The organism is Acinetobacter sp. LipI_23 (assembly GCF_058243045.1).
The window spans coordinates 2,799,847-2,817,362 of the sequence record NZ_JBZAYJ010000001.1; the positions used below are offsets into that span (position 1 = coordinate 2,799,847).

The 17,516-nt window shown below is 41.6% G+C and carries 16 protein-coding genes and 1 pseudogene; 13 read left to right on the forward strand and 4 right to left on the reverse strand.

What is annotated here, in order from left to right; translation table 11 throughout:
- Window positions 1-130 precede the first annotated feature (130 nt).
- From AC4CVD_RS13765 to AC4CVD_RS13780, 4 genes are all read left to right on the forward strand, one after another.
- Window positions 131-1,141: an AraC family transcriptional regulator gene (locus AC4CVD_RS13765; RefSeq protein WP_004695134.1), complete on the forward strand. Its 1,011-nt coding sequence runs from the start codon at window positions 131-133 to the stop codon at window positions 1,139-1,141.
- Window positions 1,142-1,331: 190 nt separating this feature from the next.
- Window positions 1,332-2,537, forward strand: a complete 1,206-nt coding sequence (locus AC4CVD_RS13770) for an acetyl-CoA C-acetyltransferase (RefSeq protein WP_490753317.1) — start codon at window positions 1,332-1,334, stop codon at window positions 2,535-2,537.
- Window positions 2,538-2,548: 11 nt separating this feature from the next.
- On the forward strand, window positions 2,549-4,684 hold the full coding sequence (locus AC4CVD_RS13775; RefSeq protein WP_490753318.1) for a 3-hydroxyacyl-CoA dehydrogenase NAD-binding domain-containing protein: 2,136 nt from the start codon (window positions 2,549-2,551) through the stop codon (window positions 4,682-4,684).
- Window positions 4,685-4,976: 292 nt separating this feature from the next.
- Window positions 4,977-5,303, forward strand: coding sequence for a hypothetical protein (locus tag AC4CVD_RS13780; protein WP_490753319.1), 327 nt, complete (start codon window positions 4,977-4,979; stop codon window positions 5,301-5,303).
- 69 nt (window positions 5,304-5,372) lie between these two features.
- On the opposite strand, the gene AC4CVD_RS13785 is transcribed toward AC4CVD_RS13780, so the two are convergent.
- Window positions 5,373-5,801, reverse strand: coding sequence for a GNAT family N-acetyltransferase (locus tag AC4CVD_RS13785; RefSeq protein WP_490753320.1), 429 nt, complete (start codon window positions 5,799-5,801; stop codon window positions 5,373-5,375).
- Window positions 5,802-5,858: 57 nt separating this feature from the next.
- Window positions 5,859-7,073, reverse strand: a complete 1,215-nt coding sequence (locus AC4CVD_RS13790; protein ID WP_490753321.1) for a class I SAM-dependent methyltransferase — start codon at window positions 7,071-7,073, stop codon at window positions 5,859-5,861.
- 106 nt (window positions 7,074-7,179) lie between these two features.
- Here AC4CVD_RS13790 and trhA point away from each other — a divergent pair, with 106 nt between their 5' ends.
- The 3 genes from trhA to AC4CVD_RS13805 all read left to right on the forward strand — a co-directional run bounded on the left by trhA (window position 7,180) and on the right by AC4CVD_RS13805 (window position 9,845).
- Entirely contained in the window at window positions 7,180-7,821 is a 642-nt protein-coding gene (trhA, locus tag AC4CVD_RS13795) for a PAQR family membrane homeostasis protein TrhA (protein WP_004695126.1), read from the forward strand.
- A 143-nt stretch (window positions 7,822-7,964) separates the two neighbouring features.
- Complete coding sequence (locus AC4CVD_RS13800; RefSeq protein ID WP_078426767.1) at window positions 7,965-9,278, forward strand: MFS transporter; 1,314 nt, start codon at window positions 7,965-7,967, stop codon at window positions 9,276-9,278.
- Between the two features lie 144 nt (window positions 9,279-9,422).
- Window positions 9,423-9,845: a hypothetical protein gene (locus tag AC4CVD_RS13805; protein ID WP_348959734.1), complete on the forward strand. Its 423-nt coding sequence runs from the start codon at window positions 9,423-9,425 to the stop codon at window positions 9,843-9,845.
- A 7-nt stretch (window positions 9,846-9,852) separates the two neighbouring features.
- Here AC4CVD_RS13805 and AC4CVD_RS13810 read toward each other — a convergent pair whose 3' ends face one another.
- Window positions 9,853-10,863 (reverse strand): metallophosphoesterase, encoded by a 1,011-nt coding sequence (locus tag AC4CVD_RS13810; protein WP_490753322.1) that lies wholly within the window; start codon window positions 10,861-10,863, stop codon window positions 9,853-9,855.
- A gap of 188 nt (window positions 10,864-11,051) precedes the next feature.
- Between AC4CVD_RS13810 and AC4CVD_RS13815 the strand changes: the two genes are divergently transcribed.
- The gene (locus tag AC4CVD_RS13815) at window positions 11,052-12,593 is read left to right on the forward strand and encodes a phospholipase D family protein (protein ID WP_490753527.1); all 1,542 of its coding nucleotides are present in this window, start codon (window positions 11,052-11,054) and stop codon (window positions 12,591-12,593) included.
- 4 nt (window positions 12,594-12,597) lie between these two features.
- On the opposite strand, the gene AC4CVD_RS13820 is transcribed toward AC4CVD_RS13815, so the two are convergent.
- Window positions 12,598-13,422, reverse strand: a complete 825-nt coding sequence (locus tag AC4CVD_RS13820; protein WP_195729063.1) for a lysophospholipid acyltransferase family protein — start codon at window positions 13,420-13,422, stop codon at window positions 12,598-12,600.
- 387 nt (window positions 13,423-13,809) lie between these two features.
- Here AC4CVD_RS13820 and hflX point away from each other — a divergent pair, with 387 nt between their 5' ends.
- The 5 genes and pseudogenes from hflX (at window position 13,810) to AC4CVD_RS13845 (ending at window position 17,493) form a co-directional block, all read left to right on the forward strand.
- On the forward strand, window positions 13,810-15,141 hold the full coding sequence (gene hflX, locus AC4CVD_RS13825) for a ribosome rescue GTPase HflX (protein WP_490753528.1): 1,332 nt from the start codon (window positions 13,810-13,812) through the stop codon (window positions 15,139-15,141).
- Window positions 15,142-15,184: 43 nt separating this feature from the next.
- On the forward strand, window positions 15,185-15,556 hold the full coding sequence (locus AC4CVD_RS13830; protein ID WP_004695106.1) for a hypothetical protein: 372 nt from the start codon (window positions 15,185-15,187) through the stop codon (window positions 15,554-15,556).
- Window positions 15,557-15,566: 10 nt separating this feature from the next.
- Window positions 15,567-16,241: an LrgB family protein gene (locus tag AC4CVD_RS13835; protein ID WP_201702537.1), complete on the forward strand. Its 675-nt coding sequence runs from the start codon at window positions 15,567-15,569 to the stop codon at window positions 16,239-16,241.
- Window positions 16,242-16,328: 87 nt separating this feature from the next.
- The gene (locus AC4CVD_RS13840) at window positions 16,329-16,772 is read left to right on the forward strand and encodes a DUF2147 domain-containing protein (RefSeq protein ID WP_058870235.1); all 444 of its coding nucleotides are present in this window, start codon (window positions 16,329-16,331) and stop codon (window positions 16,770-16,772) included.
- A gap of 271 nt (window positions 16,773-17,043) precedes the next feature.
- A pseudogene (locus AC4CVD_RS13845) lies at window positions 17,044-17,493 on the forward strand (DUF2147 domain-containing protein).
- Window positions 17,494-17,516 lie beyond the last annotated feature (23 nt).

Here is a 17,516-nt window from a genome sequence, read left to right on the forward strand (position 1 = left end):
TTACCTTGATCATTTCGGCAATTTAACATGTAAAAAGGCAAAAAACTTTAGTGTAAATTGCCTAAAATACTTTTTTTAGCGTCATTTAGGTCAAACGCAAGTGAATATAAAAGAGACTGAAGGATTAAATATGAGCCGCGATACCATTAGTATCCATTTCGTCAATGCGGCTTTAACTGGCGTAAAACGTCTCGGCATGGATGTCGAAACATTACTTTCTCACGTAGGGATTGAGGCAGAACTGCTGCGTCAACCTAAAGCCCGTATTTCTCCAGAACAATATACTCGCTTCGTTAAAATGTTATGGATGGTGACCCAAGACGAACATGTTGGCTTCGATAAGCAACCACGTCGTTTAGGTACGTTTGCCATCATGTGTCAGTTGATTATTCATGCCAAAACCTTAGGTGATGCTTTAGAACTGTCTTCACAGTTTTATAAATTGTTTGGTGATGAGTGGTCGGTGACCTTAGAACGCGACAAGCACGAAGCTCGTCTTGTTCCTCAGATTCCAAAATCGATGGATCCAGATCACTTCATTACCGAAAGTATGCTGATGATTTGGCACGGTCTCGCGTCTTGGTTGATTGAACGTCGTTTACCACTAGAACGTGTACACTTTGGTTATGAACGTCCGACTCATGCAGATGAGTACGATGCCCTGTTCTTCGCACCTGTGATGCAGTTCGACATGCCGCGTACTGAAATCACTTTTGCGGCAGATTATTTGGACTTACCAATTCGTCAAAATGAAGAAACATTAGAAGAGTTTTTAAAAGCCGCTCCTGCACAGTTGTTGGTGAAATTTAAAAATACAAACTCACTCACTTCACGTATTCGTGATGTATTGAAGAGTCAAATTGGTGAGGAAATGCCAACTCTGAATGATGTGGCTTCTATGCTGTATTTATCTCCACAAACGTTGCGTCGCCGCTTAGCTGCTGAAGGTAAAAGTTACCAAGGTGTGAAAGATGCATTACGTCGTGATGCCGCGATCCACCTACTATTGAACCCAGGTTTGACTTTAGAAGATGTGGCACAGCAAGTGGGCTTTAGTGAAACCAGTACCTTCCACCGTGCCTTTAAAAAATGGACTGGAGTTACGCCCGGTTTATATCGCCAACTACACGGTTATCACTAAATTTTTAGTTTGACGACGGTTCGGCACATTGCTAAACCCAAGATTTCGATCTTGGGTTTTTTTATGCCCAAATCTTCAGTTTATTGGCAAAAAGATTCATCTGACCTGACCCGTTCTAGTCATTGCATCACGGCCATTAATTTGTACACTCAAATGCATAACAACTTAAAAGTCATAAAAAGGAACAGCTATGAGCGAGGCTTATATCATTGACGCCATTCGCACACCACGCGGAAAAGGAAAGAAAGATGGTTCATTGCATGAAGTGAAGCCGATTACTTTACTGACAACATTACTGAATGAACTCAAAGACCGCCATCACTTAGATACTTCTAAAGTAGACGATATTGTCTTAGGGTGTGTCACGCCTATTGCAGACCAAGGTGGTGATATTGCTAAAACTGCGGCAATTGCGGCAGGTTGGGACAATGATGTTGCTGGTGTGCAAATCAACCGTTTCTGTGCATCAGGCTTAGAAGCGGTCAATATGGCTGCGCAAAAAGTACGTTCAGGTTGGGAAGATGTGGTTGTCGCAGGTGGTGTTGAGTCGATGTCACGTATTGCAATGGGTTCAGACGGTGGGCCGTGGGCATTAGACCCTGAAACCAATTTAAAATCACACTTTGTTCCGCAAGGCATTGGCGCAGATTTAATTGCAACATTGGATGGATATACACGTTCAGATGTCGATGCCTTTGCAGCAAATTCGCAGCGCAAAGCGGCAGCAGCACAAGCTGCGGGTTATTTCAATCGATCAGTGGTTGCTATTAAAGACAAAGCAGGCGTGACCATTTTAGATCAAGATGAATTTATTAAACCGTCAACAACAGCAGAAGGTTTAGCAAAACTCAATCCAAGTTTTGAAATGATGGGTGCCATGGGTTTTGATGCGATTGCATTACAACAATATCCAGAAGCGCAAAAAATTAATCATGTGCATCATGCAGGCAATTCATCGGGTATTGTGGATGGTGCAGCGCTTGTATTACTTGCTTCTGAAAAAGCAGTCAAAGAACAAGGTTTAAAACCACGTGCCAAAGTATTGGCGACCGCATTGGTGGGTTCAGATCCAACCATTATGCTGACTGGGCCTGCGCCTGCTGCGCGTAAAGCGTTGACAAAAGCTGGTTTAACGATTGACGATATTGATCTATTTGAAGTGAATGAAGCCTTTGCATCTGTAGTCATGCGCTTTATGACGGAATTAAAAGTGCCTGCTGAGAAAGTCAATGTGAATGGTGGTGCAATTGCGATGGGACATCCACTGGGTGCGACGGGTGCAATGATTCTCGGAACTTTATTGGATGAATTAGAACGTCAAGGCAAAAAGCGTGGCTTGGCAACATTATGTGTGGGTGGTGGCATGGGTATTGCGACCATTATTGAGTTGGTATAAGGAGAATAATAATGAGCGCAATTCAATATTTAAAAAATGACGATGGCATTATTATTCTAACTTTAGATTCTCCAAACCAATCTGCAAATACTATGAATGCAGATTTCCGTATGGCTTTGGAAAATATTGTTTCTAAACTAAAATCTGAAACGTCAATTACTGGAATTATTTTCCGTTCAGCGAAAAAAACCTTTTTTGCAGGCGGTGATTTGGATGAGCTAATCCAAGCGCGCTTGGAAGATGCCACACCTTTTTTTGAAATGATTCAGAAAATGAAAGCAGAGTTTCGCTATATCGAAACTCTAGGTGTTCCTGTCGTTGCAGCATTGAATGGTACAGCTTTAGGTGGTGGTTGGGAAATCGCTTTAGGTTGTCATGCACGTATTGCATTGAATGATCCTAAAACGAAGTTTGGTTTGCCTGAAGTGACTTTAGGTCTACTGCCGGGTGGTGGTGGTATCGTGCGTATGGTACGCCTTTTAGGTCTACAAAATGCTTTTCCATTCTTAATGGAAGGTAAGCAGTTTGGTGTGGATAAAGCAAAATCTCTCGGTTTAATTCAAGACATTGCAGAAACACCTGAAGAGTTGATGGATAAAGCCATCGCTTGGGTAAAAGAACATCCAAAATCACAACAACCGTTTGATGTAAAAGGTTATAAAATTCCGGGTGGTGATCCAAAAACACCTGCGGTTGCGCAAATGCTGGCGATTGCTCCAGCGATGCTACGTGATAAAACCAAAGGTTGCTATCCTGCACCTGAAGCAATCATGGCGGCTGCGGTTGAAGGTGCGCAAGTCGATGTAGATACAGCGCTGACTATTGAATCACGTTACTTTACTTATCTTGCCACAGGTCAAGTTTCAAAAAACATGATCGGTACTTTTTGGCATGGAATGAATGCAATTAAGGCAGGTGCGAGTCGTCCTAAAGACGTTGCAAAATGGCAAGCAAGCAAAGTTGGTGTACTTGGTGCAGGTATGATGGGGGCAGGTATTGCTTACTCTACAGCAATCAAAGGGGTTCCCGTTGTACTGAAAGATGTTTCTGCAGAAAATGCAGAAAAAGGTAAAGCCTATAGCCAAAAATTACTGGATAAAAAGGTCTCCCAAGGTCGTATGACGGCTGAAAAACGTGATCAGGTTTTAAGTTTAATTACAGCTACAGCATCTGCGGAAGATTTAAAAGGCTGTGATTTAATTATCGAAGCTGTATTTGAAAATCAAGAACTCAAAGCGAAAGTCACTCAAGAAGCCGAAGCATTCCTTGTAGAAAGTGGTGTGATGGCTTCAAATACTTCGACATTACCAATTACTGGTTTGGCAAATGCATCGAAAGATCAAGCGAACTTTATTGGTCTGCATTTCTTTAGTCCAGTCGATAAAATGCAATTGGTTGAAATCATTAAAGGTAAAAACACTTCTGCTGAAACTTTGGCGAAGGCGTATGACTATGTACAGCAAATTGGTAAAACCCCGATTGTTGTCAATGACAGCCGTGGCTTTTTCACCAGTCGTGTATTTGGTACTTTTGTTCAGGAAGGTCTGCGTTTACTGCATGAAGGTGTTCATCCAGCTCGTATTGAAATGGCAGCACTCAAAGCAGGCATGCCAGTTGGCCCATTAGCCATTCAAGATGAAGTTGCATTAACACTTTCTGAGCATGTTGCCAATGAAACCCGTAAGGCGCTTCAGGCTGAAGGTAAAGATTTACCTCGTTCAGGTGCAGATGATGTGATTCAAACCATGATTCATACTTTTGACCGTAAAGGCAAAGCTGCTGGTGCAGGTTTCTATGATTATCCAGAAGGTGGCAAAAAGCATCTTTGGGAAGGTTTGAGCCATTGGAAGAAAGATGTAGATATTTCTGAACAAGAAATGATAGACCGCTTCCTGTTTGTACAATCACTAGATACTTTACGTTGTTATGAAGAAAATGTTCTTGAATCTGTAATTGACGCCAATATCGGTTCGATCTTTGGGATTGGTTTTGCGCCGTGGACAGGTGGAGCCATCCAGTATCTGAACCAGTATGGTCTGGAAAAAGCCTTGATCCGTGCCAATACACTTGAAGCGAAATACGGCGAGCGTTTTAAAGCGCCACAATTGCTGAAAGATAAAGTGCACACTGGCGAGAAAATTTCATAACACGACTTAAGCTATAAAGCATTAATGCCCTTTCTTTTATCGAAGATAAGGGCGTTAATGTCTTTAAGTATTCTTTTTTATCTTTAGAAAATAAATACTCAGCTATTAAACTGGAGTCATGCCTATCGATATAAAGCTTGACCTAACTGAAATAAAGATTAACGCCTTAGAACTTATTTCAATCCCTTATTTAAATGAATAGTTTAGTCACTTATCAGTCGGCTTTGCTTCGATTCTGTGTTATAAAGTTACACAGATTCTGATTTATTTTTATCCATTTTGGTATTTTCTCATGACTGATAATTCTTCTCCTGAAAAATCCCCTTGGGGCTGGAAAGCGCTGATTATTGCCTTTATTTTAAGTGCTTTTTTCCTTGGCTTTTTCTATCTTGCAGTAACCAATGAACCAGATTACATGCCAAGCCAACAGCAAAAGAATACCCAGCAGCATGCATTTAAAAATGCCCCTGCAATGTCTGAAGAAGCATTGGCAGAAGCTAAAAAACAGAAAGAAATGGGTACAGCCCCAGCTACTGCTGAAGATCATCACATGTCTGCAGAAGAACATGCAGCCATGACAGAAGCTGAAACATCAGCTGAACATCAGTCTGGTCATTGATACCTAGATTTATGAAAACAAAAAAGCCACTTTGAGTGGCTTTTTTATGTTATCAAAACTTAAAATTCTTTAATCGCTAAATGCCAGTCGCATATCAATATGTGGAATAGCACAGTCCAGATATTCCTCACCTTCAACGTTAAAACCCAAACTCGCATAAAACTGAATAGCATGCACCTGTGAAGACAGTTTCAGGAATTTTCGCTGTTCAAGTTTGGCTTGTTGAATGATCTGTAGCATCAGCACTTTGCCAATCCCTAAACCACGATGCGATTTCAAAACAGCCACACGCCCAACGCTGTTATTTTGCAATAACCGTGCTGTCGCAATTGGCTGATCTTGATCATAAACCACAAAATGCAATGAAACCGCATCTTCCGCATCCCATTCATCTTCAGCCGCAATCTGCTGTTCCTGAATAAACACCTGCTCACGAATCAGTTTGGCATCATGTTGCAGCACATCCCAGCTGCTTGAACGTAGGGTCAGTTGTGTCATTAAAAATCATCTTCCTAAAAACAAAAGCAGCCTCTCGACTGCTTGATCAATTTCAAATTAGCATTTACAGCCAATATCCTGCTGATCCCATTGATTATTCAACAGCAATTCCAGTGAATGCTTTTGAATACCATACATCTCTTTCAAGGCTTGAATTTGTGCCAAGACAGCAACATCGGGCGCTTGATAATCCTTACGCTTGGTTGCCAAAATCATTTTATTCTTGCTGGTATGCTCAAGTGCTACAAACTCAAACACTTTGGTTTCATAGCCATAGGCTTTGAGTAACAAGGCACGAATAGTATCGGTCAGCATTTCAGCTTGCTGTCCCGCATGAATACCAAACTGCAACATCGGTTGCAACACGAGTGGAGCTTTCAGTTGCGGGCGTAATTCTTTATGACAACACGGCGCGCACATGATCATTTCGGCATTTAAACGAATGCCGGTATGAATCGCAAAGTCAGTCGCGACATCACATGCATGCAGCGCAATCATCACATCGAGACGTTCAGGTTGGTACGTCCGAACATCACCCTGAAAAAAATCAAGTTGCTGAAAATCTGACTTGTTCGCAACCTCCTGACAGAATTGTACCATCTTGCTGTTTAGCTCAACCCCAGTCACAAAAGGATTGATATCTTGCTTCAGCAAATAATCATACAAAGCGAAGGTTAAGTAGCCCTTTCCTGAGCCAAAATCGACCACGCGCAGTTGTTCAGGCAGTTGAATATGACTTAATGCCCCTGAGAAAATTTCGACAAACTTATTAATCTGCTTCCACTTACGCGCCATACTGGGAATGATGTGCGCTTTTGCATCGGTAATACCAAGCGGCTGTAAGAAATAACTGTCTTGATCTACAAAACGCTGTTTGACACGGTCATGACCTTGCTGCTCAACAGCTTTGGTTACCGTTTTATTTTTACTTTGCGTCAGCATAGCTTTCTTCTTGTTCTTCTTCAGTTGCAACTCTTGTTCAGTTGTCAGCAGATTGGCTTGTTTACACTGCGCCAAAAGTGCAGTTACCGTATCAAGTGCTGTGTCTAATGAATAATTTTTGGTGACATCTTGGGTTTTATGGCGATATAAACAGCTCAATACAGGCTGTCCTTGTAACATGACGACTCGAAAAGTCATCTTCTCGAGTTGCTCAAGTTCACCCTGATATTGACTCAGAATCATCCGATCAAAACTTTGAGATTCAAGCGCTTGCTGAAAGGCTTGAAGGAATTGCTGCTCTTGTGCAGAGGACGATACCGAAACGGTCATAATAGAAACCAAAAAAAGAATTGCGATTAAATTTTAAAGCGTCTTACGCTAAATGCAAATTTGAATTACGATACAGTTGTATATTTTATAAAAATGCACATGACTTATGAGCGCTCGCCCTGTTGTAAACTACGATCCAGTTGAAGAAAAAATCAACTTTATTAGCCATGCTATTGGTGCAGGTCTTGCACTCATAGCGGGTATTTTATTGATTATCAAAGGATCTTACTTAGAAACAGCGCAGTGGATCGGGCTGTGGGTCTATGCTTTGAGCCTATTTTTATTATTTGCCGCATCAAGCTTGTATCATTTTGCCGAATCTCCAGAGCGTCGCGGCTGGTATAAAAAATTAGATCACACTGCCATTTATTATCTGATTGCGGGCACCTACACTCCATTTTTGTCTATTGCACTGCCCACACAAAAAGCCCATTACCTACTCATTGCACTTTGGGTGATTGCAATCATTGGTACACTATTCAAGTTAGTTTTCATTCATCGCTTTGAAAAAATTTCACTGATTGCTTATCTGCTCATGGGATGGCTGGCTGTGCTGGTAATGGATGATATGCAACGCTTTTTATCTAAACCTGCTTTGACTTTTTTAATCATTGGTGGACTTTCCTATACCATCGGTGCATTGTTTTATGCGCTAAAAAAGGTAAGATATACGCACGCTATCTGGCATATTTTTGTATTGATTGGTGCAGGATCACATTTCCTGTCCATCTATCTTTACGTGATATAACCCGCGCACACTACATTTTTTAGTAACCCTAATTCCGCAGTCTGCCCGAGGAACATTCGTATTTTTTTAAAAAATTACGCCTTTTTTAAAAAGATGACGCTTTTAAAACTCAGTTCGACTATTTTTTAAGTGTAAGGTCTACCATGGCGTCATTAAATACTGCTGTTGCTGAACAGCAGCCTGTAAACTCAAAATTCCGCGTACTTACAGCCAGTCTGGTAGGTACAACTATCGAATTCTTCGATTTTTATATTTATGCCACTGCAGCTGTCATTATTTTTCCGTACCTGTTCTTTCCAGCAAGTACCGATCCAATGACTGCAACCATTCAGTCTTTGGCGACCTTCGCGATTGCCTTTATTGCACGCCCGATTGGCGCCGCACTCTTTGGACATTTAGGTGATCGTATCGGCCGAAAGGCGACCTTGGTTGCAGCTTTGCTGACCATGGGACTTTCAACCGTGTGTATCGGCTTATTACCCACCTATGCACAAATTGGAATTGCCGCGCCATTACTACTTGCACTGTGTCGTTTAGGTCAAGGACTCGGCTTAGGTGGTGAATGGTCGGGTGCGGTATTGCTTGCCACAGAAAATGCACCTGAAGGTAAGCGTGCTTGGTATGGTATGTTTCCCCAACTGGGCGCGCCGATTGGCTTTATCTTAGCAACTGGTTCATTCTTAACGCTGGGTCATTTTATGACTGAAGAAGCGTTCATGACTTGGGGCTGGCGTATTCCCTTTATCTCAAGTGCTTTACTGGTGATTGTAGGTCTGTGGATTCGTTTACAACTCCATGAAACCCCCGCGTTCCAGAAAGTTTTAGACAAGCAAAAAGAAGTTAACATTCCGTTTAAAGAAGTGATGACCAAGCACTGGGGCATGTTGATTTTAGGTACCATTGCAGCCATCTGCACCTTTGTAGTGTTCTACCTCACGACGGTATTTGCTTTACAATGGGGTACCAAACAGCTGGGTTACACCCGCGAACAGTTCTTACAACTTCAACTGGTCGCAACCCTGTGCTTTGCTGCATTCATCCCCTTGTCTGCAGTTTTTGCGGAAAAATTTGGTCGTAAAACCACGTCTATTGCAGTCTGTATTGCTGCGGCGTTATTTGGTTTAGTATTCTCAAGCATGTTGGAATCAGGCAGTACCCTTATTGTGTTCTTGTTCCTGTGTATTGGTTTATCCATCATGGGTTTAACCTATGGACCGATTGGTACCGTGCTCTCTGAGATTTTTCCAATATCCGTTCGTTATACAGGTTCAGCGCTGACTTTTAACCTTGCGGGGATCTTTGGGGCATCATTTGCACCTCTCATTGCCACCAAGCTTGCAACCACCTATGGTTTACATGCAGTGGGTTATTACCTCACGGCGGCATCGCTTCTGTCTTTATGTGCGTTCTTAATGATCCGTGAAACCAAAAATGATGATGTAAATAATCAAATTTAAACCTGAATTTGATGTCTAAAAACCAGCACAGTGATGCTGGTTTTTTTATACCAATGCTTTAACAAACGCTACAAAAACCATATTTAAAATCTGTCGTTTTACTTCATAAATAGAGAGAGAGATACAGATGAATAGAATCGAAAAATGGATGAAAAAATACAACAACTCACCAATGAACAACTCCTTGATGTCATCGTATTAGTTGAAGAAAATAAAATTATTCAAGCCATTCAATACATCGCCACACATACCGCTTTTCAATACGATGATGCTCAAGAGATCGTGACTGAACTCACGAAGCGGCATGATGCTGCACTAAAAAGCATGTATCGCCATAAACGACACCAACAACAACGCATATCAACTGCTGAATTAAGACACCACAGCTCCCTTGTGTCTGAAGGACGGAGCTTTACACAACAACAGCCACAAAGCCCGCATAGCCCAGCAGTGAATAACCTCGATGCAATACAAGACCTACAAGCGCTTCATACAAAAAACCACAACCTTTGGATCGTCTTGGCTGTGGTCATTTTGGTTTTAAGCTTTATTTTTTATTGGTTCTAAACCCAACTTAAATTAGTTCAATAATATCGATGGTCGGTGGTACACGAAAACGAAACGGCACACCCACCATGCCTGTTCCAACCGTGACAAACACATCGGCATATTCATGTCGGTACAAGCCTTTTTTGTGTCCTAATATAGACACCTTCTTCATCACATAATCTGTAAGCCATGGCAGCTCAACCTGACCACCATGCGTATGACCTGAAAGCATTAAAGGACGGCTGGGTAAAGCGGGTACCATATCGACCGTATCTGGGTTGTGCGATAGGATGACCCACGGTTTGTCCTGCGGTAAATGCGGCATAAAACGCATATCTGCCTTGCCTGCCCACAAATCCCCGACTCCAATCAGACGAAACTCTTCAAATTCCACAATCTGACCTTCAATATCAATCACATTATTCACCTTCAAAGCATGTCTTAACAAATTTTGAATCGGCGGACCAGGATATTGCTCATCATGATTACCATTGACCGAATAGACTGGGGCATTAATTTCTTGCAACACCTCTAATTCTTCTGCCAATGTATTTTCAGGTTCATAAGTCCAGTCCCCTGCAACCACCACCAAATCAGGTTTTTGTTCATTCAGTCGTTTGACGATGGTTTTCAGTTGTCGCTCATGCCCTGAAAATAGACCAATGTGTAGATCGGCAATTAACGCAATCCGAACGGGTTTAAGTAATTTATAATCTTCTTGGATTTGATATTGAGTGGTTTTGACATGTACAAAATGCGGTTCAATGAAACGTGCATAACACAGCACACCACTGACCAAAAACACAAAAATAGCTTCATGCCATGAATAATAACCCTGAAAACCTGCATATAAGCTAAAGAAAAACAAAGGAATGAGTAAATAAGAGAGATAAAAAGCCAACAAATGCACAAAGGCCTTAAACGGATGAATAGTCTCCGTATTGGTTTGACTGATCCATGCCTGATACACCGCCCACCCCGCAAGCAAGGCCATCGCAATATAAAAATAGAACACGACGGAGTGTATATTCATCATAGACTTTTACTCACAAATTGTTCATCAAGAACACATAATCTTCTGTTTATCTTTTCACAGCTCAGAATTATACTCAAACCAAATTTATAGACTTTATGACGATGGAAAAACCTCACGGCTTAGCGAAACAAACTTTATTCCGCTCATCTTCGACTCAGCAAGGTGCCAAACTGTTGTTGCTGAGCTGTATGGTTTTGACTGTCCCAGCGTGTAACACCTTACCCAAACAGATCCCACAGACGCCCGTCTATGCCTTTGATTTGCCAACAGATAAAACCAGTTTAGGCAAAATCGTACTGCCTTTACGTGAACAAAATCCGGGCCTTACAGGTTTCCATGTTCTCTATAATCCACTCGAAGCATTGGCCGCGCGTATCCATCTTATTGATAAGGCAGAAAAGACCTTAGATCTACAATACTATATTTGGGACAACGATCGTATTGGTTCTTTAGCGCTTTATTCTATTTTGAAAGCCGCTGATCGCGGGGTGAAGGTTCGATTACTAATCGATGATAACAATGCCAAGAAAATGGAAGGCATTTATTTGGCGCTCGATCAACACACTAATATCGACATCAAACTGTATAACCCCTACCGCTTCCGTCACTATCGTGCGATGGATATGGTCTTAAATCTAAAACGCATCAACCGTCGTATGCACAACAAAAGCTTCATTGCCGATAATCAAATTTCGTTGATTGGTGGGCGCAACATGAGCAATCAATATTATAACGTCAGCGACAGTTATCAGTTTTCCGATGTTGATGTGATGTTGGTCGGCTCTGCCTCAGATGAAATTGTGCATTCCTTCGATGAATACTGGAATGACGATTATGCCTTTCCAGTGCGTCAAATTGTCAACGCCAACCATTACAGCTTGCGTTATGAAGGTTTAAAAACCCAGTTAGAGCAGTACTATCAGGAAGTGACCGTACAAAATTATTTGGATCTAGCCAATCGTTCTCAGGCCTTTGAACACTGGCTAAATGATAGTATCCAGTTCGATTGGGTCAAAGCCGAAGTGGTGAAAGACTCGCCAAGCAAAACCAAGTCTCGTGCGAAAAAAGAAGAACATTTAAACTTCCAGTTGCAAACCCATTTAGAAAAGCCAATGGAAAGCATCGACATTATTTCGGCCTATTTTGTGCCTGAACGTAAAGGCAAAAAACAGTTGGCAAATCTAGCTCAAAGTGACATTCAAGTTCGCGTACTGACCAACTCATTTAAAGCCAATGATGTACCATTGGTACATGCTTTCTATGGAAAATATCGTGAAGACTTGCTGGAAAGTGGTGTTCAGCTCTATGAGTTTTTAGCCACGCCTGCGGCCGAAGCCCTAAACGAAAACAATGAAGAAATTTCGAAAAAAGCCAAAGTCAGCATCAAAGGATTAAGCCGCTCGAGTCTGCATGCCAAACTCATGGCCATTGATGAGAAACAGGTTTTTATTGGTTCATTTAATTTTGATCCCCGCTCTGCCAACTTAAATACAGAAATTGGGGTTTTACTGAACAGTCCACCGCTGGCCAAAGCGGTACACTACACCATGGACCAAAACCTCAGTAAATATGCCTATAAGCTGGTCCTAGATGCAAACAAAAACATTAACTGGCAAATCAAACAAGCTGATGGCTCTACTAAAACCTATACCACTGAACCAAAAATGAATTGGTTCAAACGTGCTGGTCTCAAAGTCGTTTCTTGGCTACCGATTGAAGGCTTTATGTAAGCCTTCAAGCTTGTTCTATGTTTAGTTGGGACTTCAAAACTTTATGATGTAAATCAGCCAAACCTTGCACCATTTTTTGTTGGACCAGTGCCGTTAAACTCTCAACCGTATGTCCTGCGGTACAAATGGCTGGGAGCGCAACTAAATGTGCCGTCACTTGTGGCATCTCTAGTACTTTTTTAACATGCTCGGCAAAACTAATGTTACCGATAAACGGAGAGACTTGGTCAAGTCCGCCCTGTTGATTCACATAGCAAATCAAACAAATTTGCACATCACGCTGGGCCTCAATTGCTGCGCCTAATATACGTCCATGAACCTTTTTCACTTTAGAACCATCGGTCGTGGTCGCTTCTGGGAAAAACAACACAGGAATATCTTGTTTTAAAAACGCTGTAATTTGCTCTCGAATTTTGATGGAATCGCCTGAACCACGTTGAATAAACAAGGTTCCACCACTTTTTGCCAATTTGCCAAACACAGGCCATTTTTCAATTTCAGCCTTGGCCAAAAAGAAAACTCGTGCGCCTGAGCCTAAAACCGCGACATCTAACCATGAAATATGATTGCTGACCCAAAGTGCAGGCTTACGTGGAATATCCCCGTGGACATGCACATCAATGTTAAAAACCTTGCACAGTCGACGACAGAAATACTGCACGTAACGGGTATTTTGTGGATTGTTAATGTCTTTATACAAGCCATGTCGATAGACCAAATAAAACCCTTCGGACACGGCGCCAAGCCCTGAAGCCAGCTTTTTACCATACAGAAAAAGCTTAGAGACACCTTTTATTGATGTTGTTTTTATTTCAGTATTCGATTGCATAGACGGTTCACTTGGCACAGCTTCATTCAACATTTAATCATTGATTTCGGCTCATTCTATACTGATCTTAACTAACTTGCATTGATCATAAAAACCGAAGGACCAGATGATTATTTTCAATTTTAATCGTTTAAACAAATTAATTAAAATAAATCAATCGAAATAACAAAACATGGTGCGCACATGAGCGATCAAATGAATCCTCCAGCTCCGCCGTTAAATCCTGTTCAGGCACTGAAATTTATTATAGGGCTCAGTATTTTATACTTTGGCACCTTGCTGCTTTTGGTTCACTTATTTCGCTCAATGTAAGGCAACAGCATAACTATTTCGCTCAATCTCAGCAAATTCATCTACACTAGAGTTTTCAATGTGAGATCGAATTTAGTGGAATATTTTGAGCAGAAGCAAGGTGGCGAAAAAACCATTTTAGTCAGTGTTGCCATCCATATTCTGGAAGACCTTGATGCAGAAGAATTTCGTTTGCTTGCTAAGTCGGCAGGTGCAGAAATTCTGGAGCATATTCACGCTCAAAGATTCAAACCCGATGCTAAATATTTCATTGGTTCAGGCAAAGCAGAAGAAATTGCTGCTCGTGTTGAGGAACTTGAAGCCACGCTGGTGATTATTGACCATGCCCTGACACCCAGTCAGGAACGTAATCTGAGTCGCATTATCAAGTGCCGCGTTATTGACCGTACACGCCTTATTCTAGATATCTTTGCACAACGTGCCCGTACCCATGAAGGGAAACTTCAAGTCGAATTGGCTCAATTGGATCACTTGTCTTCTCGACTGGTCGGTACAGGCATTAGCCTCGATAGCCAAAAAGGCGGGATTGGACTCCGTGGTCCAGGTGAAACGCAACTCGAAACTGACCGCCGTTTACTCCGTGTCCGGGTTGGACAACTTAAAGATAAATTAGAAAAAGTCCGTCAGACCCGTATCCAAGGGCGTGCCGCACGTCAAAAAGCTGCCATTCCAACCGTTTCTTTGGTTGGTTATACCAATGCGGGTAAATCAACCCTGTTTAACACCCTTGCCAAATCTGATGTTTATGCCGCAGATCAGCTATTTGCAACCTTAGATCCAACCTTAAGACGTTTGGAATGGGATGGTATTGGTCCGCTGGTTCTAGCCGACACGGTTGGTTTTGTGCGTAATCTTGCGCATGCTTTAGTGGAATCGTTTAAAGCGACGCTAGAGGAAACATTAGAAGCCAGTTTGCTGTTGCATGTGATTGACTCGAGCAGTCCTGACCATATGGAACAAATTGAAGCTGTTGAAAAAGTGCTCAAAGAAATTGGCGCAGATATTCCAATTCTACGGGTGTATAACAAGATCGATCAAAGTGGCGAACAAGCCAAAATCATTTACGCTGAACCAAATGTACCTGAGCGTGTCTATGTCTCAGCACATACAGGCGAAGGATTTGATCTACTACGCCAAGCGGTACAAGAGTGTTTGATGGGTCAAATTCAAAACTTTGACGTCTTACTCAAACCTGCCTATGGCAAATTACGTAATCAACTGTACGCCCTAAATGTGATTCAATCTGAAAATTATGATGATGAGGGCAACCTACACCTACAAGTGTATATTGCACCACATAAACTTGAACAATTGATTAAACAAGCACATTTACCGATTAATGAAATTTTAGGTTTGAAAGCAAAACAATTTCATCGTGAACTCGAAGAATTTGAAATCAAAAGCTAAATCGGTTAAAACGTGATAAGTAAAATGTTAATGACAGAACAAAATGGAATGGATAAAAACTGTTGATTGGAAAGCATGGATCGGCACGGTTGCCCTGATCATCATCTTTCGTGAAGCGGCTGTGTGGATCACTGGACGTTTTGGACATCCTGAACTGGGCAATTTAATTGGACTGATTAGTTTATTAATCGTCCTTTTGGGTTGGAGAAAATTTCATAAAATTCCAGCACGTTTGGTGGATACCAACAATAAAATCATGAAAGAAAGTGCCTTTGCTTTTCTACCTATCAGTGCAGGCTCCCTGCTGATGATGACCCATTTAGGCAGTGAAATCCCAATGTTTTTGGTGGTGCTATTTGTCAGCACACTAATTCCACTGTGGGTTTACGCAAAAATGTCTAAGAAATGGCTTTAGGAGTGTGCACATGATTCCCATTATTTTCGGTTTTTTCCTAACCCTCGTTGCCTACTTACTGGCAAAGCCACTCAACAAAAAACTGCCACAAATTCCCGTGATTGTTTTTGGCATGTGCTTTGTGATTGCCCTGCTGTTGTTTTTAAACATTCCGTATGAGCAATATATGGCACAGGTAAATCCAGTGTTTAACCATCTGCTCGGTTATGTGACGGTCGCATTAGCTATTCCATTGGCTGCTATGCGCTATGATGACCTCCCCCTCAAAGCAGTGGTGGGCATCTTAGTCTTTGCCAGTATCAGTGCGGTCGGACTGCCGATGGGACTGGCTTATCTATTACATTTGTCTGACCCTACCATTATGGCATTTGCCACGCGCGCAGTCACAACACCAATTGCGATTAACATTGCAACACTGCTGCAAGCCCCTGTGAGTCTGGCAATTTTAATCGTTATTTTGTCCGGTGTGATTGGTGCTGCATTTTCACCACTGATCCTCAAACACATTAATGACGAACGAGCATCGGGCTTAGCGCTAGGTCTTGCAGCTCATGCCATCGGTACAGCTCAAGCATGGCAACGGGGAAGTATTGCTGGACGTTACGCAGCCTTTGGAATGGCTGTCAATGCGGTATTTACAGCAATCTGGTTACCGTTGTTTATTCTATACTTGCAAAAAATGTGATATGTTCCTCACATAAACAATTGTATTGTTTAAAAAATCGACTTAAGATGAGTTTGTCGTTGATTAAATGATAAAAGGATTTTGTTCATGAGCAAATTGACACTTGCAATCGCATTCGCTACAACCGTTATAGGTAGTACAGCTTTCGCTGAAGATATTAGCGGCACTTGGAAAAATATTGATGACAAAACTGGGTCGTCAAAAGCCATCCTTGAGATTCGCCAAGAATCAAATGGGACATATACCGCTAAGATCGTTAAAGTGACGCCTCGTCCGGGTTATACACCAAAAGAAACGTGTATTAATTGCCCTGCGCCGTATACCAATAAGCCTATTTTAGGCATGGATGTGATGAAAGGTTTGAAACACAGCGGTGATACCAATTACACGGGTGGAAAAATCATTGATCCACTGTCTGGTAATATTTATAGCTGTAAAGCAAAACTCAGTTCGAATGGTAAACGCTTAACCTTGCGAGGATACGTGGGCATATCTGCTCTAGGTCGTAGTCAAACGTGGATTCGAGAATAATCTAGGTTCTTATTACTGAACAGGCTTGGTCTACGCAATCACTTGATCAAGATTTTGTAGACCACCACTGAGTCACTCATACATTGCATCAAACTTAGTCTGATTGTTTCAAATTCAATGAATAAAAGAGTTTCAGCTAAGCATGTATGATTTTTCAATTTTTAAAGGCAACTGCCTAACTCATATCTAAACACAAAACAGTTTGCCTTGTGCAAACTGTTTATTTTTCTGTGTCTTGGATATCTTTTTGTGAAACTATAGAGAACCTTATATGAAAAGTAAGTTTTTTATCGCGGGATTAACATTGTCCATGCTTTGCGGGGGAGCATTTGCACAGGACTTAACAGGGACATGACAACAAATTGATGATAAGTCAGGCTCGCCAAAAGCCATTATCGAAATTCGTAAAGAATCGAATAATACTTACACTGGAAAAATTGTAAAAATTACACCGCGCCCAGGTTATACCCCAAAAGAAACTTGTGTGAATTGCCCTACGCCATATACCAACAAACCAATTTTAGGTATGGACATTATTAAAGGCTTAAAGCATGTCGACGGCACCAATAACTATGAAAAAGGTCGTGTGATTGATCCTTTGTCTGGCAAACTTTATGATGCAAAAATGAAACTGAATGCCACAGGAAAGCGTCTTTCTCTACGTGCATACATCGGTGTTTCTGCTTTAGGTCGTAACCAAACTTGGTTAAGAATCGACTAAGAATAAAAAAGCCACGAACTTCG